Raw genomic sequence first — 16315 nt, forward strand, 5'->3', positions numbered from 1 at the left:
GAAAGACCATGAAAGAGACGACAATCGCCATCGCCGCGCGGGATACCGTTCCCTCCGCCCCTGTCGCGCCGCACGACGGGGAGCGCCAGCGCTGCGAGATCTGGACCCGTGTGATGGGCTATCACCGCCCGGTGTCCTCGTTCAACCGCGGCAAGAAGGGCGAGTTCCATGAACGCCTCTACTTTACGGAAGAGCGCACGCGCCACGGTTGAGCGGAACGCGGACCCCATCCGGATCGGCGGCCTTGAGCGCCTGTCGCTGTGCGACTGGCCCGGCAGGCTCGCCGCGACCGTCTTCTGTCAGGGGTGCCCGTGGGATTGCCCCTATTGCCACAATCCGCATCTGCTGCCCGCCCGGGGGCGGGAGATGCTGCCTTGGCCCGGCGTGCTCGCCTTTCTGGAAACCCGGCGCGGACTTCTGGACAGTGTGGTGTTTTCGGGCGGCGAGCCCACGATGCAGAAGGGTCTGCCGGACGCAATCCGGCAGGTCCGCGCTTTTGGGTTCGGCATCGGCCTGCATTCCGCCGGCCCCTATCCGCAGCGGCTTGCGACGGTGCTGCCGCTCGTCGACTGGGTGGGGTTCGACGTCAAGGCCGCCTTCGGCGAATACGACCGCGTTACCCGCGTGCCCCTTAGCGGCAAACGGGCAAAGGAGAGCCTGCGACATCTGCTGGAAAGCGGGGTTGCATTCGAATTGCGCACGACGGCCGATCCCCATCTGCTGGATGAAGCGGCTGTCGAGCGGCTGCGGGCGGACCTTGCGGACATGGGCGCACCGCCGCACAGGCTCCAGTCCTTCCGGTCCGTCGGCACCCGTTACCCGACGAGCGAAAAAAGTCCCGGCCGCAGTTGAGGAAGCCCGCGTAGCGTTCGTGAACGCGATGGCGCTTCACGCAGCCGGCTTTATACCGAAGTCGGCCGGGGTGAGGACGATGTCCGCGAGCGTGTGGCGGTCCATCGTTGCCATGAACGCCTGCAGCGCCTCAGTCAACACGCCGCGCAACCGGCATTGGCAGGAAATGCGGCAGAGGGCTCCGTCTCCCTTTTGGGCGGCAAAACACTCGACAAGGGCGAAGTCCGGCTCCGTGGCGCGCAGCACGTCGCCGAGACGGATGCTCGCTGCCTCCCGCGCCAGCGTCAGCCCGCCGGAGCGGCCGCGCACCGCCTTGAGAAAGCCAGCGCGCGTCAACTGATTGGTGACCTTCATCAGGTGGTTGCGCGATATCCCGTAGACGGCCGCCGTTTCCTCGATGGTGATCAGGCGATCCCGGCAAGTCGCCGCATACATCAGGATGCGCAGGGCATAGTCCGAGAAATTCGTCAGCCGCATCGGCGCGCCCGGTTACCAGTGACTGTCGGGATCATGCAACTCGCCTTATAACAATATGCTTCCCCGTGAAAAGGCCGGAGACCGCCGCCGCGCGACCTGTCCGCCAGCACCGGGGGCCGACGGGCCTGACTCATCGGCCCGGGCGAAGCCCGCGCGGCGTTTGAATGAAGCGAAGTCGGCATCGGTCAGGAGGACCGGGGTCGATGGCACTGATGCAAGCATTTATCTATGCATACCAAATTCGTCTTTTGCAAGCCGCGCACGGGTTTTCCGCCTGCGGGCGGCGCAAAGCAGGGCGGCCCGGCGGGCGCAGCGGCAAACAGGCCATAGTTTGTGCGGCGACAAAGACATTTTGTCGCGGCTGCCGGACCATGTCCGGGAAATGGCGCGCACGCCGGTCGGAAGTCGCGCCGGATCGAGGACTCGCAGAGCGTGATGCCTTCCGGCTGAAGGACCATCCCGGTCTGTTCATTTGAGCGAGCATCGTCTGTTACGGAAAGCGGTATCCGCTTTTCGGGATTGTGCTCTGGCCCGGAATCGCCCGGCGTGGCTCCGGGTCAACCGTGCCGCTGTCGTTGCCGAAACACCGGAGCCGTTTCCATGAACCCGCGCCCTGCCGCTTCCCTCCCCGCAACGCGGGATCTCGATGTACGCCTCCTCATACGTGCCGGGCGGGAACCGTTCACCGCGATCATGGCCGCGACAGATGCACTCGCCCCCGGCGAGCGGCTGCGGCTGATCGCGCCGTTTCGCCCCGCGCCGCTATTCGACATCATGACCCACCGGGGATTTTCCGCGACGGACCGCCAGTTGCCCGGTGGCGCCTGGGAGGTGATCTTCACCCCCATCGCCAGCCCGCCGCCGGAAGAGGGGCTGGCGCCCGGCTCGTGTCCGGGTGCGGCGCTCTGGCCGGAGCCGGTGGCCATGCTCGATCTCACCGGCGTGGCGCCACCCGGGCCGAAGGAGCGGATTCTCGAAGTGCTGGACGGCCTCACCCCCGGCGACGTGCTCTTCGCGCTTCTGGACGGCGAGCCCGGCCAGATCCTGCCCGAACTCGCCATGCACGGGCACGAATGGGCCGGCAACCTGAGCGCGGCGGGCGACGCCTATCGCCTGCTGGTGCGCAAGGGCGCGGGCGACGAATAACCCCATCCGGCGGACAACAGCTGCCCGCACCGCGAGGCGGTGGCGACGGCCCTTGCGGCCGTCTTTCGCCACGTTCGCAGCCCGGCCGCGCACGCCTGTTTGTGCTGCGACAAACAGCGTGTCCGGATAGTCCCGGAAGGTTGTTTCGGCACAACGAACGCGGTCACCCGACATGTAAATTGGAGAACGACAGACCGGGCAAGGGAACCGGCGCAATAACCGAAAGGAAGAACCATGAGCAAGTTCCCAATGACGCGACGCACACTTTTTGCCGGGGTGACGATGGCTGGCGTGATGGCTCAGCTCAACAACGGCGCGGCACAGGCGCAGCATGCGGTTCCCGCCGCCGCGGGCAACGGCGCCGCGGGCCTGCCGCGGGTCAAGGTCGATCTGGTCGACCCGCCCTTCGTGCATGCCCACGAACAGGTCGCGACCGATGGACCGAAGATCGTTGAATTCGAGCTGGTCATCGAGGAAAAGAAGATCGTCCTTGACGCCGACGGCACGGAAACCATCGCCTTCACGTTCAACGGCACCGTGCCGGGGCCGCTGATGGTGGTGCATGAGGGCGACTATGTCGAGCTGACGCTGGTCAACCCGGCGAGCAACGAACTCCTGCACAACATCGACTTCCACAGCTCGACCGGCGCGCTGGGCGGCGGCGCCCTCACGCAGGTCAACCCCGGCGAAAAGGTCGTGCTGCGTTGGAAGGCGACGAAGCCGGGCGTGTTCGTCTACCACTGCGCCCCTCCCGGCATGGTGCCGTGGCACGTCGTTTCGGGCATGAACGGGGCGATCATGGTGCTGCCGCGCGACGGGCTGAAGGACGGCCAGGGCAACCCGCTCCGCTACGACAGGGTCTACTATGTCGGGGAGCAGGACTTCTACGTGCCGCGCGACGAGAACGGCAAGTTCAAGAAGTACGACACCGCCGGCGAGGCCTATGAAGATCAATTGAAGGTGATGCGGACGCTGACGCCCACTCATATCGTCTTCAACGGCCGTGTCGGCGCACTCACGGGAGACGGCGCACTGACCTCGAAGGTGGGCGAGACGGTACTGATCATCCACAGCCAGGCCAACCGCGACACCCGGCCCCACCTGATCGGCGGACACGGCAACTACGTCTGGGCGACCGGCAAGTTCCGCAACCCGCCCGAGCTGGATCAGGAGACGTGGTTCATCCCCGGCGGCACGGCGGGAGCGGCGCTCTACACCTTCGAGCAGCCCGGCGTCTATGCCTACGTGAACCACAACCTGATCGAGGCCTTCGAACTCGGCGCGGCCGCGCACTTCAAGGTAGAGGGCCAGTGGAACGACGACCTGATGACGCAGGTGCGCGCGCCGGCAGGCGTCTGACGCATCCTCCGCCCCCTCCCGCGCGGGAGGGGGCCATCGCTTCCCTGTAACCCGACATCGTTTTCCGGCCCGATCTCTCGGCCGATCCGTCGGCCCACAGGAGCCTTCCATGCACGGGTTTTCGCTATTCGTCGGGGCAGCGGCCTTCGCGGCGGCCGGGGCCATGCTTATCCCGCTCGATGCCGCCAGCGGCGGTGAGATTTCGCCGAAAAACTCGTCCGCGCCAAAGGTCGTGCGTCTTGATCCGCATCCATTCACGCACCGGGTCGATGGCGAATGGACCCGGCAGGGCCGTCCCGTCGACGCTCCGAAGGTGACGGTGAAAATCCCGGCGCCGGTCGACATCATGGCCTATCCGGTCAGCGTCGCGGACTATCTGGCCTGCGTGGCCGAGGCGGTCTGCGCGGCGCCCGGCGGCCCTGCCGACCGCAGCGACCTGCCGGTGACGGGCGTCAGCTATCAGGACGCGACGGCCTATGCCGGCTGGCTGTCGAGGAAGACCGGCGCGACGTGGCGGCTGCCAACCGACGCGGAATGGGCGCACGGCGCCGGTAGCCGTTTCGCAGACGACGCGCTCGGCGTGGCGGAGGACAGCAACAACCCCGCCGTGCGCTGGCTGGCCCTCTATGATGCGGAGACGGCGCGCAGCCGTGGCCGCGACAGGACGGTCAAGCCCCTTGGGGCGGTCAATGTCAACGAACTCGGCGTTTACGACATCGGCGGCCCGGTCTGGGAATGGACCTCCACCTGCCTGCAGCGGGTGGAAACCGATGCGGGCGGCGCCGTCACCGCCCGGAACGAGATCTGCGGCATCTATATCGTCGAGGGCCAGCACCGCGCGGCGCTGACATTCTTCGTCCGCGATCCGAAAAGCGGCGGCTGCTCGGTCGGCACGCCGCCCGACAACATCGGTTTCCGGCTGGTGCGCGAAATCAGGCCCGGGGTCATCGATCGCCTCATGAAATGGCTTTCGTCCTGACTTCGGCATTCAAATGGCTGGAGGCTGTTGGTGACCATGGACAGCCTCTAGGCAACGGCCCCGTTTTGCGGCACCAATGAGTGACGCGATGAAACGGGAGCGGGGCATGGCGATCGATATTTCTCTGGTCCGCGCGCTGCCGCTTTTCAGCCGGGTGAGCGATGCGGAACTGTCGCGGCTGATGACGCGCGCCGCCGGTCGCAGGGTGCCGAAGGGCGAGGCGGTGTTCGAGCAGGGCAAGGTCGCCGATACGTTCTACCTCCTGTTGCACGGCAGGCTGAAGGTGTCGCAGGTCACCCCGGACGGCCAGCAGGTCATGGTCCGCATCGTGCATCCGGGCGACCTCTTCGGCTTCGCCCGCGCGCTCAACCGGCCGGATTATCCCGGCACGGCCCGCGCAGCGGTGGACAGCATCGTCGTCGGCTGGCCGATGTCCGACTGGGATGCGGTGGTGGAGGCCAATCCCCGCCTTGCCATCAACGCCATGCAGACGATCGGCGAGCGGCTCGATGAGGCCCATACGCGCCTGCGCGAGATGTCCACGCAGGAAGTCGAGCGCCGCATCGCCCACGCCGTTCTGCGTCTGGCCGAGAAAGCCGGGCGGCAGGAGGCGGGCGGCACCCGCATCGACTTTCCCATCACCCGGCAGGACATCGCCGAGATGACGGGCACCACCCTCCACACGGTTTCCCGCACCCTCTCCGCGTGGGAGGGACAAGGGCTGGTCGAGAGCGGGCGGCAGAAGCTGACCGTCTGCGATGCCGACGGGCTGACCCGGATCGCCGACGGACAGGGCTGAGCGCCCCCGGCATCAGCTCCGTTGTTTGTGAAAACGCAAAATCCGGGATAGCCGGCCGGGGTATCTCCAATACAAGCGGCTGGAGCGCTTTCCGATCACAATTCGCTCGGAACGAGAAATCTGACCCGTTTCAACAGAAGCAGGTCAGATTCCAGCCCGCGAAGGAGGTAGAAAGGCGTTTTCCCGATGACTGTTCCGCTGTCGCCAGCCCTGCGCCGCATGGCGCACCATTCGCGCCTCTTCATGGCCATGCCGGAGGAGCTTGCCGCGCCGCTGCTCGCCGCCGCGCGCACCGTCTGCTATCTGCGCGGCGATACGATCTTCCGGCAGGGCGATACGGCGCGGTTCCTGCATAACGTTGCCGGCGGCTGGGTCAAACTCTGCCGCATCGCGCCGAACGGCACGGAGGCCGTCGTCGGCGTCTTCACCAACGGCCAGAGTTTCGGCGAACCGGTGGCGCTCAGGGGCGCGCCCTATCCTGTTTCGGCCCAGGCGGCGACCGACTGCACGCTGATCGAGGTGCCATCGGAAGCGCTTCTCGGCCTGATCCGCAGCCGGCCCGAAGCCGCGATCTCGCTTCTGTCCGCGACGTATCTGCACTTGCACGCCCTCGTTTCCCAGATCGAGCAACTGAAGGCCCAGTCCGGAACGCAGCGGGTGGCCGAATTCCTGCTGGAGTTGTGCCCCGCCGGTTCCGAGGCCGCGACGGTGACGCTGCCCTACGACAAGACGCTGATCGCCGGACGCCTCGGGATGAAGCCCGAAAGCCTGAGCCGCGCCTTCGCCCGCCTGCGGGCGCACGGCGTCGTCGTGCGCCACATCAGCGCGGCCATCGCTTCTACCGCCGCCCTGCGGCACCTGATCGCGGAAGATCCCGGCGCGGCCTGGACGCGCGCCCTTTAGAAGCTGTCCTGTTTACGTTGAAACAGGACAGATTCCAGGTTCCTTATTTTGAGCGAGTTCCGAGCGATCACATGATTCCATCTGATCGGAACGCGGCCTCTGATGCGGATGGGACGCACGAAGATCGGAGCACGCCCGGCCTCACGCCACCAGCTGCCGGTAGATTTCCGGCAGCGCACCGGTCAGGCGGTCGGGATCGCGGATGACTGCATAGCCGCCCCGTCCGAAGAGCCGCGCGAACCATGCCTTGCCCTCGCGGTCCACCGTGATGCCGAAGACGGCCTGCCCCGCGCGCCGGGCCTCGCGGACCGCCATGGCACTATCCTCGATGCCGTGGCGGCCCTCGTAGTGGTCGAGGTCGTTCGGCTTGCCGTCGGTGATGACGATCAGCAGCCTGCGCGCCTTCGGCTGCGTCGCGAGCCCTGCCGAAGCGTGGCGCACCGCCGCGCCCAGCCGCGTGTAGAAGCCGGGACGCAGCGCCGCAATCCGCCCTTCGATCTCCCGACTCATCGGCTCGGCGAAATCCTTGCAGTCGTGCAGGTAGACACGGTCGCGCCGCAGCGACGAAAAGCCGTGGATGGCGAAGCTGTCGCCGCAGGCATCGAGCCCCCAGGCGAGCGCGGCCAGCGCCTCGCGTTCGATCTCGATAACAGCGCGCCCGGCCACGGCCGACTCGGTGGAGCGCGAGACATCGAGCAGGATCGACACGGCGAGATCGCGGCTCATGGGCCGTGCCTGCCGCCAGACGCGGTCGTTGCCCCGGCCGGTAGCCGCGAGGTCGATGACGGCGCGCAGGGCGGCGTCCATGTCGAGTTCGTCACCGTCCAGCTGGCCGGCGGTGAGAACCCGCCCCGGCCGCATGGCCTCGAACTGGCGACGCACGGCGCGGATACGGCGGCGCGCAGCCGGATCATCGCTGACGGCGTGGGCGGGGTCCGCCGCCACTGGCGCGGCAAGCACGCGCACATGGCCCTGAAGATAGCTTCCCGCCCGCGTGTCCCATTCCGGATAGACGAAGGCGCCGGCGAGCCGTTCGCGGTCGACGTCCTCGGGCGCGAGGTCGAGATGCAGCTTCAGCCGTGTCGCCGGCGCCTTCGATATCTGCCCGAGGCCGATTTCCTCCTGGTCGTCTATCGCCTTGCGGGCATTGTCGAAGTCGTCGTCTTCGACACGGCGGTTGAGATTGAGGAACTCGGCCCAGGAAAGCAACGCCTCGAACTTGTGCAAGATCAGGCTGTCCTTGCGCTCGGCGAGGTCCGCGCGGTGGCGGCGCGCGCGCCTGGGCGTGTCGTCCGCGCCGCTCTCGCCGGCATCGCCTTCCGCCGGGCGCGTTTCGACCTCGGCGGACGCGGAAACGCCGACGGCCCGCAGGTCGGGCCACAACGGCACAGGAAGAAAGCTGCGATAGCCGGAAGGCGCGCGAAAAGCGGCGAAATCGCCGCTGCCCAGCGCGGCGAGCATCGCATGATCCGGCAGCACGGCATCCCCCAGCAGATAGCGCAACAGCGCTTCCACCCGCGCCTCGGCTCCCGCCAGCCGCCGCCGTGGTCGCGCCGCCAGATGCGCGGCCGCGAGATCGGTGTGAAGCGCCGCCAGCCCCGGCGCGTGCACGAGCGTCGCCCGCGTCATCCGGCGCGCGGCCGCAATCGCCGCCAGATCGGCGCGCAGGGGATCGTCTTGCGCGATGCGCGCCGGCGCATGCGCCACCATCGCCGCGAGCCAGACATAAAGCGCCGCGTTCGCAGCCCGCTCCGGAAAGACGGCAAGCGACTCCGGCAGGCGCAGCACCTCGCCGTCGAAACTCGCGTGCGGCAGCTTCTCCGCCTCCACCGCGAGCCGACGCCGGAACGACAGCCGGTGGCGGCTCACCTCCTGCACCGCCGCCTTCAGCTCCACGGCGGGATTGCCGCCCAGCCCCCGGAACAGCACCGCAAGCCGCCCGGAAACTTCGGCGAGCCGCACCCGCGCCCCGTCATGCACGACCGGCGCGTCGAGCCGCGAGGCAAAGGCGTGCCACAGCTTGCCGACGCTTTCCTCCGGCTCCCAAAACTCGATCTCCACCGGTTCGAACGCCATGGCATCAACCCATGATGGCGACGACGAGATCGAGCAGCCCGCGCCGCACCTCCTCGTCGTCGGTCAGCGGCTCGATCATGGCGGCGAGCACCGCGCGCTCCACCGGCATGCCGCCATTGATCAGCGTGGCGGCATAGACCACGAGCCGCGTGGAGACGCCCTCCTCCAGATCCTGCCCCTTCAGCCCGCGCAGCTTGTTCGCCAGCCGCACCAGCGGCTGCACCCGCGCCTCGGCGAGCCCGCTTTCGCGCGCGACAACGGGCACCTCGTGCTCCGGCTTCGGGAAACCGAATTCCACGGCGAGGAAGCGCTGGCGCGTCGAGGGTTTCAGCGTCTTGAGGATGTTCTGGTAGCCGGGATTGTAGGAGGCGACGAGCATGAAGCCGGGCGCCGCCGCCAGTTCCTCGCCCGTGCGGTCAACGGGCAGGATGCGCCGGTCGTCGGTGAGCGGGTGCAACACGACGGTGACATCCTTGCGCGCCTCCACCACCTCGTCGAGATAGCAGATCGCACCCTCGCGCACGGCGCGCGTCAGAGGGCCATCCACCCACACAGTCTCGCCGCCCTTGAGCAGGTAGCGCCCGATCAGGTCGGCGGCGGACAGATCGTCGTGGCAGGCGACCGTGTAGAGCGGCCGTCCGAGCCGCGCCGCCATATGGGAGACGAAGCGCGTCTTGCCGCAGCCGGTGGGGCCTTTCAGCAGCAGTGGCAACCGGTTGCCATGCGCAGCGGCGAAGATTTCGCACTCGTCTGCCTGCGGCAGATAAAAGGGGGGCTGCGCCGTCGGCGTCTCCACCATGCGGATTCCGTTCATTCCCATCACTCCGCAGCCGCATGCTTGACGAATGGGCCAGGCTCGATGACCTCACGCCGCGGCACGAGGATGGCGTAGATGAACAGAAACACCCCGAGCACGACCGCCGCCCCCGCGCCGAAGCGCATCCAGTAGAAGATCGCGAGCTGGTCCTGCACCTCCATGTAGTTGATGCCCATCACGCGCTGGAGATGGGTCTGCACCGTGCCCGCGAAGGTCAGCACGAAGGTCATGAACAGCATGCCGCCCGACATCAGCCAGAAGCTCGCCATGTTGAGCACCTGGTTGTAGGGATCGCGGCTCTTCAGGATGGGGAAGGCATAGGTGAACATCGCGAGGTTGAGGCACACATAGGCGCCGAAGAAGGAAAGGTGCCCGTGCGCGGCGGTGATCTGCGTGCCGTGCGTGTAGTAGTTCACGCCGTGCAGCGTGTGCAGGAACCCCCACACCCCGGCCCCGAAGAAGGCCAGAACCGCGCAGCCAAGCGACCACAGCAGCGCCGCCTTGTTCGGATGGTCGCGCCGCCCCTTCCAGACCATGACGAAGGTGAAGGCCATCATGGCGAAAAAGGGAACCACCTCGAAGGCGGAGAAGATGGACCCCACCCATTGCCAGTAAGCCGGCATGCCGATCCAGTAGTAATGGTGGCCGGTGCCGAGAATGCCCGAGAACAGCGCCGTGGCGACGATGACGTACAGCCATTTCTCCACCACCTCACGGTCGACGCCGGTGAGCTTCAGCATCAGATAGCCGAGGATCGACGCCATGATGAGTTCCCACACACCCTCGACCCACAGATGCACCACGAACCACCAGTATTGCTTGTCGAGCGCGAGATTGGGGGGATTGTAGAACGCGAAGAGGAACAGCAGCGCCAGGCCCCAGAGCCCGATCAGGAGGATGTTCGTGATCGCCGTCTTGCGGCCCTTCAGCACCGTGAGCGTGACGTTGTAGAGGAAGATCAGCGCCGCGACGACGATGCCGATCTTCACCCAGGTTGGCTGCTCCAGGAATTCGCGCCCCTGCCTGCCCAGCAGAAAATTGCCTGCAAACAGGTTAAATGCGTAAGTCACCACCGCGCCGAGCGTGCCGACGACCAGGATCGCGAGCTGGATATAGGCGAGCAGCGGTGAATGGATTTCCCGCTCCGCCTCCTCCGGGATGAGGAAATAGGCCGCTCCGAAGAAACCGGTCAGCAGCCAGACGATCAGCGCATTGGTATGCAGCATGCGGCCGACGCTGAAGGGCAGCAGCTCCGACAGGAAATTGGGGTTCACGTAGACATAGCCGATGATCAGCCCCATCGTGACCTGCACGGCGAAGAGCGCCAGCGCCACGGCAAAATAGGCGAGCGCGATTTTCTGTGTCTGGTACTTCATGATCGTCTCCTCAACCGGCGTCGTTCGGCGGCCAGTTCTGGGTGCGGATCTTGTTGGTCCACAGCAGGAAGTCGGCGAGTTCGCGCACCTCCTGATCCGTCAGGTTGAATTGCGGCATCTGGCGGCGCCCCGGCGTGCCCGACGGCTGCGCCTCCATCCAGCCCTTCAACGTCTGGAACGCCAGCTCGGGATCGTCCGCCACGTCCCAGCGTGTCATGATGTTGCCGAGTTCTGGCGCGAAATAGGCGCCCTCCCCGAGGATCGAATGGCAGTTCACGCAGGCGTGCTTCTCCCACAGGTGCTTGCCTGCGGCGACGCTGTCCGTCAGGCTGGCCCGATCCGTCGAGGTGTTGACGATGTAAAGATGGCTCTGCGCGGACAGGCCAATGAAAATGATGATGAAGAACAGTGACCCGCCGTAAAAGATATTGCGGGCCATGCTCTTCGTCAGGACTTCGCGCATGACGAGGGTCTCCCTCAACTGTTCCCGGTCGTTAGAGCGCCTCCCGGCCGGATATTTCATCTGATCGGAATGCGCTCTAACGTGCCAGAAGCGGGGAGGAAGCGTCCTAACCAAAGTCAAGGACAATTGCTTTTACGTATGAAAACCTTGCCTTTAGAGGAGACGCCGCAATGGACGACCGCTGGCCGGTGTGGAAATTGGCAATATTGCTTTACGTATTCGCCGCCGCCGCGGTGGCAATCAACCTGTTCATGCTGAGCCTCATGCTGCAGGCGATCGGTTGCGCCGCTCTGTCGCCGGCGACGGCACTGGCGCTCGCCGTCCCTCTCGGCGTGCCGGCGGCATGGGCGGCCGGGCGCTGGGTGCGCCATCTGCTGGATGAGGCGCAATAGCCCCGCTTGTTTTCAGGCGTTCACGCCGTGTGCGGTATTGCGGGCGCGCGCCACCCAGGCCGCACCTTCCCGGCCTTCGTGAAAACCGTTCGACAGCGGCGCCGCCGGATAGACGGCGCGCAGGCGCGCGATGCCTTCGTCGGCATCGGTCCGGTCCGCCAGCACATCGTCGTGGATGCGCGCGACGGCGACCATGTCGCAGTGCTGGGGCGACAGCCGGAAGCGCGATACGCCCGCCTCCGCCAGATCGTGCAGCTCGCCCAGCAGCGACTGGCAGGTGTGTGAGACCGTCTGCACACCGTTGAGCGCCAGAAACGGCTGCCCGTCGAGCGTCAGCACCGGCAGCCCGTCGGGGTCGTCGCCGCAGACGAAACGGCAATTGTCCTTGATGTTCCCCTTCGAGCGCGCGTGGGCGCAGCGGGCGGAAATCGCCAGCGGCACGCGGCCGAAGGCAAAGACCTCGAAATCGACGCCCGGCACGTCGGCGACGATCCGGTTCACGGAGGCGGCGGGCAACTCCGGCGGCAGGCAGATGGCGTCCGCGCCCCGCGCAGCCAGCAGGCGCGCGGTTGCGCCGTTATAGACATTCACCATCGGACCCACGACATGCGGCCTGCCGCGCAGCATGCCGAGCGCCGAAAGATCGTTCGCCTCGACCGGATAGGCGCTGCCGTCTATCGTGGCGCGCACGTGCCGGATTTCCCGGTCGATCGTCACCAGCGCCAGCGTGGAAAGGACGACCTGCTTGCCCGCCCCTTCCAGCCGGCCGATGACATCCGCGAGATACGGCTCGAAAAAATGCAGCCGCTTGGAACAGACGGTTTCGCCGATGTAGACATGGCTCACCGGCGCCTCGTCGGCGATGCGAAAGTAGAAGTCGCGCCACGTCTCGCCTTCCCACAGATAAAGCACAGGGCCGAGCGTGAGTGTTGGCTGCCGGGTTTCCACAGTGTTACCTCCAGCGTTTTTCATAGGCGCCGGCGGTGGTGCGGTTGCCCTCGCTGAGCAGGCGCAGCCGGGCGAGTATCCTGCCGCGCTCCTCCGCGGAGGCGTCGAGCGCCCGCCGCAGGGTGGCGACGACTTCCGCCACATAGGCCTTGCCGCGCTGGCGGCCCTCGATCTTCAGCGCGCTCACGCCGGCGTCGCGCAGCCTGTCGATCTGGTCCATGACGTCGAGCGAGACCGGGTCCTCGAAGGCGTAGCCGTCCTTGTCCCCGACATGGAAGCGGCCCTTGCACAGGGTCGGATAGCCGGCCGCCTCGCCGGCCGGAAACCGGTTTATCGTGTAGTCGCCGAGCACCGATACCAGGGCATCGCCTTCGCGCCGGTATTGCACGTGGCTTGCCGGTGAGCAGACGCCGTTCATGTTGGGCGACCGGCCGGTGGCATAGGAGGAAAGCGAACAGCGCCCCTCTGCCATGACGCACAGCCCGCCGAAGACGAAAATCTCGATCTCGCAACGGATCTGGCGTGCGAGGCGGGCGATGTCATCGATGGTCAGCGTGCGCGGCAGCACGACCCGCCGTGCGCCGAAGGCATCGACCAGAAAGTTGACGGCCTCGGCATTGGAGGCCGACGCCTGGACAGAGACGTGGATGCGCTGCTCGGGCCAGGTTTCCGCCACGTGCGCCATCAATCCGAAATCCGCGAGGATCAGCGCATCGGCCCCGGCCTTCACCGCGTCTGCCGCGGCCCGGTACCAGATGTCTTCCTGACCGGCACGCATGAAGGTGTTGAGCGCCACCAGCGTCTTGACGCCGCGCCTGCGGGCGTAGCCGATAGCCTCGGTCAGTTCGTCGCGCGTGAAGTTGAGGCCCGGGAAGTTGCGGGCGTTGGTCTCGTCGCGAAAACCGCAGTAGACGGCGTCCGCACCCGCATCGACCGCTTCACGGAAGGCGGCGGGCGTGCCCGCGGGACAGATCAGTTCCATGACGGATTTCCTTCGGCGAGAACGCGGCTGCGAACGCCGCTGGCGGCCCGGCTGACGAACGGCGCAAGCGGCCCCGCCATCGCGCCGAGATCGCCGGGCAGGTCGATGCCGCTGTCGTCGAGTGCGTTGCGGAGCGCCAGCATCGCCTCCATGTCGCCGGTAACGGTCAGATCGCGCGAGAAGAACAGCGCGTCCGCGTCCTGCCGCCCCTCCATCAGCGCCAGCAACATGAAAAGCGGCCCCTCGACGGCAGCGTCCGCCGCGGGAGGCCGCTGCGCGCGACTGACGGACACGGCAGGGATGGCGGGCTCGACGAGGAATGCCAGCGGAAGGTCAGATGGCAGGAACGCATAGCGTTTCTCGCGGTGTTCGCCAAGCCGCTCGAACAGGCCTCCGTGCCGGCGCACGATCTGGGTCAGCATGGCTGCCGCTGCCTGCTGGATCACCGGCAGCGGGACATGTTTCGCGAGCATGGAGAAGAAGGTCGGCAGGCGCATCATGATCGATCTGTCCAGAAGAGGTCAAGGGAACCTACCCCCCGGCCGCGTAGCCGTGTTTGATCCAGCGCAAAGACGGAGACACTTGCGAAGGCCACATCTCACGGACCATGCGCGACCGTACGACGGCGACTCACACCATTGACCTGCAAGGTTTCATCGACGTGCTCGAACGGCGCGGCCGACTCGCGCGCATCGCGCGCCCCGTTTCGCTCGTTCATGAGGTCACCGAAATTCACCGCCGGGTCCTGGAAGCCGGCGGGCCGGCGCTGTTGTTTGAAAGGCCAGTGGACGCTTCGGGCACCGTGCATCGCATCCCGCTGCTGGCGAACCTGTTCGGCACGCGGGAACGGATCGAATGGGGCTTCGGCGTCGAAAGCGGCGGCCTCGCCGCGCTGGCCGGGATGCTCGCCGACCTGCGCGACCCGCGTCCACCGCGCTCCGTGGAAGACGCCTGCGGCAAAATGCCGTTGCTGCGTGCGGCCCTCGCCATGCGGCTGCGGCAGGTAGGCGCCGCGCCGGCGCAGCAGGTGGTGCTACGCGGCACGGACATCGACCTGGGCAGCCTGCCGGTGCAATGGTGCTGGCCGGGCGAGCCCGCGCCGCTCGTCACCTGGCCGCTCGTAATCACCCGTGCACCGGACGACCCGTCAGATATCAATGTCGGCGTCTACCGCATGCAGGTGCTGGGTCGGGACAGGCTGATCATGCGCTGGCTGGCGCATCGCGGCGGCGCACGCCATCATCGCCTGTGGCAGCGGCGCGGATGCGACATGCCCGTCGTGGTGGCTATCGGCGCCGATCCGGCAACGATCCTCGCCGCCGTCATGCCGCTGCCGGAGAACATTGGCGAACTTGCCTTCGCCGGCCTGCTGCGAAAGGCACGCACGCGCATCGCTCCCGCCGTGACCGTGCCGCTGCCCGTGCCCGCCAACGCGGAAATCGTTCTGGAAGGAACCGTTTCGGCGACCGAAACGGCGGCGGAGGGCCCTTATGGCGACCATACCGGCTACTACAATGCGGTCGAGCGGTTTCCGGTCATGGCGCTGTCGGCGCTCACCATGCGGCGCAAGCCGGTGTATCTCTCCACTTATACGGGCCGCCCGCCCGACGAGCCCTCCCGGCTGGGCGAGGCGATGCTGGAGTTGTTTCTGCCGCTGGTGAAGCGCCAGTTTCCGGAAATCGCCGACCTCTGGATGCCGCCGGAGGCCTGCTCCTACCGCGCCATCGTGGTGTCCATCGACAAGCACTATCCCGGCCAGGCGCGGCGGGTCATGATGGGGCTGTGGTCCATGCTGCCGCAGTTCAGCTACACGAAGCTGATCATCGCGGTCGACCCGGATATCGACGTCCGCAAGTGGGAGGACGTCATCTGGGCGCTGTCCACACGCTTCGATGCCTCGCGGGATGTCATGATCGTCAACGACACGCCCATCGATTACCTCGACTTCGCCTCTCCCCGGCCGGGGATCGGCGGCAAGATGGGGCTGGACGCCACCCGCAAGCTCGCGCCGGAAACGGAGCGGGAATGGGGGCGCGTGCTCGCCATGACACCGGAAGTGTCGCAACGGATTGATGCAATCTGGAGCGAACTAGGACTGGGGGACAGGCCGTGAGTGCGGCGCGCGTTGTCGTGGGCGTGACCGGCGCCTCCGGCGCGCCGATTGCAGTGCGCATCCTCGAACTTCTGGCGCACACACGGCAGGTGGAAACGCACCTCGTGGTTTCACAAGCCGCGCGGCGGACATTGACGCATGAAGCGGGCGACACCGCGCCGGAGAGAGCCGCCCGGCTGGCCGATGTGAACCACGCGCCGGACGACATCGGCGCCGCGATCGCCAGCGGCTCGCTGCCGACAGCGGGCATGATCGTAGCGCCCTGCTCCATGCGCACGCTCGGCGCCATCGCCCACGGCATCGCCGACAATCTCATCGTCAGGGCGGCGGACGTGCATCTGAAGGAGCGGCGCAGGCTCGTTCTCGTGACGCGGGAGACGCCGTTGCATCTCGGGCACCTGCGCAACATGTGCGCCGTCACCGAAATGGGCGCCATCGTCATGCCGCCGGTGCCCGCGTTCTACCACCGGCCGCAAAGCGTGGAAGAACTCGTCGACCAGATCGCCGCCCGTGCCATCGATCAGCTCGGCCTGCCTTTCGGCCCCCTCGCCCGCGCATGGCAGCCGCAATTGACCGCGCAAGCCGCCAAACCGGAAGAACCGCAGGGCGCCGCCGGCTCCGCCTGATCGACGG

The 16315-nt window shown here is 66.8% G+C and carries 19 protein-coding genes; 11 read left to right on the plus strand and 8 right to left on the minus strand.

Annotation, left to right across the window (positions count from 1 at the left end; genetic code table 11):
- The first annotated feature begins 8 nt into the window (after positions 1 to 8).
- Both nrdD and FHS82_RS17945 read left to right on the plus strand, forming a co-directional pair.
- Positions 9 to 212, plus strand: coding sequence for an anaerobic ribonucleoside-triphosphate reductase (gene nrdD, locus FHS82_RS17940; RefSeq protein ID WP_166955442.1), 204 nt, complete (start codon positions 9 to 11; stop codon positions 210 to 212).
- Positions 169 to 852, plus strand: a complete 684-nt coding sequence (locus tag FHS82_RS17945) for an anaerobic ribonucleoside-triphosphate reductase activating protein (protein WP_166955452.1) — start codon at positions 169 to 171, stop codon at positions 850 to 852. The genes nrdD and FHS82_RS17945 overlap by 44 nt, the downstream gene beginning before the upstream one ends.
- Positions 853 to 888: 36 nt before the next feature.
- Here FHS82_RS17945 and FHS82_RS17950 read toward each other — a convergent pair whose 3' ends face one another.
- Positions 889 to 1329 (minus strand): Rrf2 family transcriptional regulator, encoded by a 441-nt coding sequence (locus FHS82_RS17950; RefSeq protein WP_166955461.1) that lies wholly within the window; start codon positions 1327 to 1329, stop codon positions 889 to 891.
- 203 nt (positions 1330 to 1532) lie between these two features.
- Between FHS82_RS17950 and FHS82_RS17955 the strand changes: the two genes are divergently transcribed.
- The 6 genes from FHS82_RS17955 to FHS82_RS17980 all read left to right on the plus strand — a co-directional run bounded on the left by FHS82_RS17955 (position 1533) and on the right by FHS82_RS17980 (position 6515).
- Positions 1533 to 1805: a hypothetical protein gene (locus FHS82_RS17955; RefSeq protein ID WP_166955463.1), complete on the plus strand. Its 273-nt coding sequence runs from the start codon at positions 1533 to 1535 to the stop codon at positions 1803 to 1805.
- Positions 1806 to 1929: 124 nt separating this feature from the next.
- Positions 1930 to 2475, plus strand: a complete 546-nt coding sequence (locus FHS82_RS17960) for a DUF2249 domain-containing protein (protein ID WP_166955465.1) — start codon at positions 1930 to 1932, stop codon at positions 2473 to 2475.
- Between the two features lie 234 nt (positions 2476 to 2709).
- The gene (nirK, locus tag FHS82_RS17965; protein WP_166955467.1) at positions 2710 to 3834 is read left to right on the plus strand and encodes a copper-containing nitrite reductase; all 1125 of its coding nucleotides are present in this window, start codon (positions 2710 to 2712) and stop codon (positions 3832 to 3834) included.
- A gap of 109 nt (positions 3835 to 3943) precedes the next feature.
- On the plus strand, positions 3944 to 4813 hold the full coding sequence (locus tag FHS82_RS17970) for an SUMF1/EgtB/PvdO family nonheme iron enzyme (protein ID WP_166955469.1): 870 nt from the start codon (positions 3944 to 3946) through the stop codon (positions 4811 to 4813).
- 106 nt (positions 4814 to 4919) lie between these two features.
- The gene (locus tag FHS82_RS17975) at positions 4920 to 5612 is read left to right on the plus strand and encodes a Crp/Fnr family transcriptional regulator (RefSeq protein ID WP_166955471.1); all 693 of its coding nucleotides are present in this window, start codon (positions 4920 to 4922) and stop codon (positions 5610 to 5612) included.
- A gap of 186 nt (positions 5613 to 5798) precedes the next feature.
- Entirely contained in the window at positions 5799 to 6515 is a 717-nt protein-coding gene (locus FHS82_RS17980) for a Crp/Fnr family transcriptional regulator (protein ID WP_166955473.1), read from the plus strand.
- Positions 6516 to 6656: 141 nt separating this feature from the next.
- Here the strand turns inward: FHS82_RS17980 and FHS82_RS17985 are convergent, their stop codons facing one another.
- From FHS82_RS17985 to FHS82_RS18000, 4 genes are read right to left on the minus strand one after another with little or no spacing between them, the layout of a single operon-like run.
- A complete protein-coding gene (locus FHS82_RS17985) occupies positions 6657 to 8591 on the minus strand; it encodes a nitric oxide reductase activation protein NorD (protein ID WP_166955475.1) in 1935 nt (644 codons plus the stop codon).
- Positions 8592 to 8595: 4 nt separating this feature from the next.
- On the minus strand, positions 8596 to 9405 hold the full coding sequence (locus tag FHS82_RS17990) for a CbbQ/NirQ/NorQ/GpvN family protein (protein ID WP_166955477.1): 810 nt from the start codon (positions 9403 to 9405) through the stop codon (positions 8596 to 8598).
- A 5-nt stretch (positions 9406 to 9410) separates the two neighbouring features.
- Positions 9411 to 10784, minus strand: coding sequence for a cbb3-type cytochrome c oxidase subunit I (locus FHS82_RS17995; RefSeq protein WP_166955479.1), 1374 nt, complete (start codon positions 10782 to 10784; stop codon positions 9411 to 9413).
- Positions 10785 to 10794: 10 nt separating this feature from the next.
- Positions 10795 to 11247, minus strand: coding sequence for a c-type cytochrome (locus FHS82_RS18000; RefSeq protein ID WP_166955481.1), 453 nt, complete (start codon positions 11245 to 11247; stop codon positions 10795 to 10797).
- A 170-nt stretch (positions 11248 to 11417) separates the two neighbouring features.
- On the opposite strand from FHS82_RS18000, the gene FHS82_RS18005 reads away from it, so the two are divergent.
- Positions 11418 to 11639, plus strand: coding sequence for a hypothetical protein (locus tag FHS82_RS18005; protein WP_166955483.1), 222 nt, complete (start codon positions 11418 to 11420; stop codon positions 11637 to 11639).
- 12 nt (positions 11640 to 11651) lie between these two features.
- Here the strand turns inward: FHS82_RS18005 and ubiV are convergent, their stop codons facing one another.
- Genes ubiV through ubiT form a run of 3 tightly spaced genes read right to left on the minus strand, consistent with a single transcriptional unit; the run spans position 11652 to position 14069 of the window.
- The gene (gene ubiV / locus FHS82_RS18010) at positions 11652 to 12587 is read right to left on the minus strand and encodes a ubiquinone anaerobic biosynthesis protein UbiV (protein ID WP_343042620.1); all 936 of its coding nucleotides are present in this window, start codon (positions 12585 to 12587) and stop codon (positions 11652 to 11654) included.
- Positions 12588 to 12591: 4 nt separating this feature from the next.
- The gene (ubiU, locus tag FHS82_RS18015; RefSeq protein ID WP_166955487.1) at positions 12592 to 13569 is read right to left on the minus strand and encodes a ubiquinone anaerobic biosynthesis protein UbiU; all 978 of its coding nucleotides are present in this window, start codon (positions 13567 to 13569) and stop codon (positions 12592 to 12594) included.
- On the minus strand, positions 13560 to 14069 hold the full coding sequence (ubiT, locus tag FHS82_RS18020; RefSeq protein ID WP_166955489.1) for a ubiquinone anaerobic biosynthesis accessory factor UbiT: 510 nt from the start codon (positions 14067 to 14069) through the stop codon (positions 13560 to 13562). The genes ubiU and ubiT overlap by 10 nt, the downstream gene beginning before the upstream one ends.
- Before the next feature lie 107 nt (positions 14070 to 14176).
- Between ubiT and FHS82_RS18025 the strand changes: the two genes are divergently transcribed.
- On the plus strand, positions 14177 to 15682 hold the full coding sequence (locus FHS82_RS18025; protein ID WP_166955491.1) for a UbiD family decarboxylase: 1506 nt from the start codon (positions 14177 to 14179) through the stop codon (positions 15680 to 15682).
- Entirely contained in the window at positions 15679 to 16308 is a 630-nt protein-coding gene (locus tag FHS82_RS18030) for a UbiX family flavin prenyltransferase (protein WP_166955493.1), read from the plus strand. The genes FHS82_RS18025 and FHS82_RS18030 overlap by 4 nt, the downstream gene beginning before the upstream one ends.
- Positions 16309 to 16315 lie beyond the last annotated feature (7 nt).

This window comes from Pseudochelatococcus lubricantis, from assembly GCF_011762225.1.
GTDB classification, from domain to species: Bacteria; Pseudomonadota; Alphaproteobacteria; order Rhizobiales; family Beijerinckiaceae; genus Pseudochelatococcus; species Pseudochelatococcus lubricantis.

Coding starts and splice junctions, on each gene's coding strand:
- nrdD (WP_166955442.1), top strand. CDS start 9: ATGAAAGAGACGACAATCGCCATCGCCGCGCGGGATACCGTTCCCTCC.
- FHS82_RS17945 (WP_166955452.1), top strand. CDS start 169: ATGAACGCCTCTACTTTACGGAAGAGCGCACGCGCCACGGTTGAGCGG.
- FHS82_RS17950 (WP_166955461.1), bottom strand. CDS start 1,329: ATGCGGCTGACGAATTTCTCGGACTATGCCCTGCGCATCCTGATGTAT.
- FHS82_RS17955 (WP_166955463.1), top strand. CDS start 1,533: ATGGCACTGATGCAAGCATTTATCTATGCATACCAAATTCGTCTTTTG.
- FHS82_RS17960 (WP_166955465.1), top strand. CDS start 1,930: ATGAACCCGCGCCCTGCCGCTTCCCTCCCCGCAACGCGGGATCTCGAT.
- nirK (WP_166955467.1), top strand. CDS start 2,710: ATGAGCAAGTTCCCAATGACGCGACGCACACTTTTTGCCGGGGTGACG.
- FHS82_RS17970 (WP_166955469.1), top strand. CDS start 3,944: ATGCACGGGTTTTCGCTATTCGTCGGGGCAGCGGCCTTCGCGGCGGCC.
- FHS82_RS17975 (WP_166955471.1), top strand. CDS start 4,920: ATGGCGATCGATATTTCTCTGGTCCGCGCGCTGCCGCTTTTCAGCCGG.
- FHS82_RS17980 (WP_166955473.1), top strand. CDS start 5,799: ATGACTGTTCCGCTGTCGCCAGCCCTGCGCCGCATGGCGCACCATTCG.
- FHS82_RS17985 (WP_166955475.1), bottom strand. CDS start 8,591: ATGGCGTTCGAACCGGTGGAGATCGAGTTTTGGGAGCCGGAGGAAAGC.
- FHS82_RS17990 (WP_166955477.1), bottom strand. CDS start 9,405: ATGAACGGAATCCGCATGGTGGAGACGCCGACGGCGCAGCCCCCCTTT.
- FHS82_RS17995 (WP_166955479.1), bottom strand. CDS start 10,784: ATGAAGTACCAGACACAGAAAATCGCGCTCGCCTATTTTGCCGTGGCG.
- FHS82_RS18000 (WP_166955481.1), bottom strand. CDS start 11,247: ATGCGCGAAGTCCTGACGAAGAGCATGGCCCGCAATATCTTTTACGGC.
- FHS82_RS18005 (WP_166955483.1), top strand. CDS start 11,418: ATGGACGACCGCTGGCCGGTGTGGAAATTGGCAATATTGCTTTACGTA.
- ubiU (WP_166955487.1), bottom strand. CDS start 13,569: ATGGAACTGATCTGTCCCGCGGGCACGCCCGCCGCCTTCCGTGAAGCG.
- ubiT (WP_166955489.1), bottom strand. CDS start 14,069: ATGATGCGCCTGCCGACCTTCTTCTCCATGCTCGCGAAACATGTCCCG.
- FHS82_RS18025 (WP_166955491.1), top strand. CDS start 14,177: ATGCGCGACCGTACGACGGCGACTCACACCATTGACCTGCAAGGTTTC.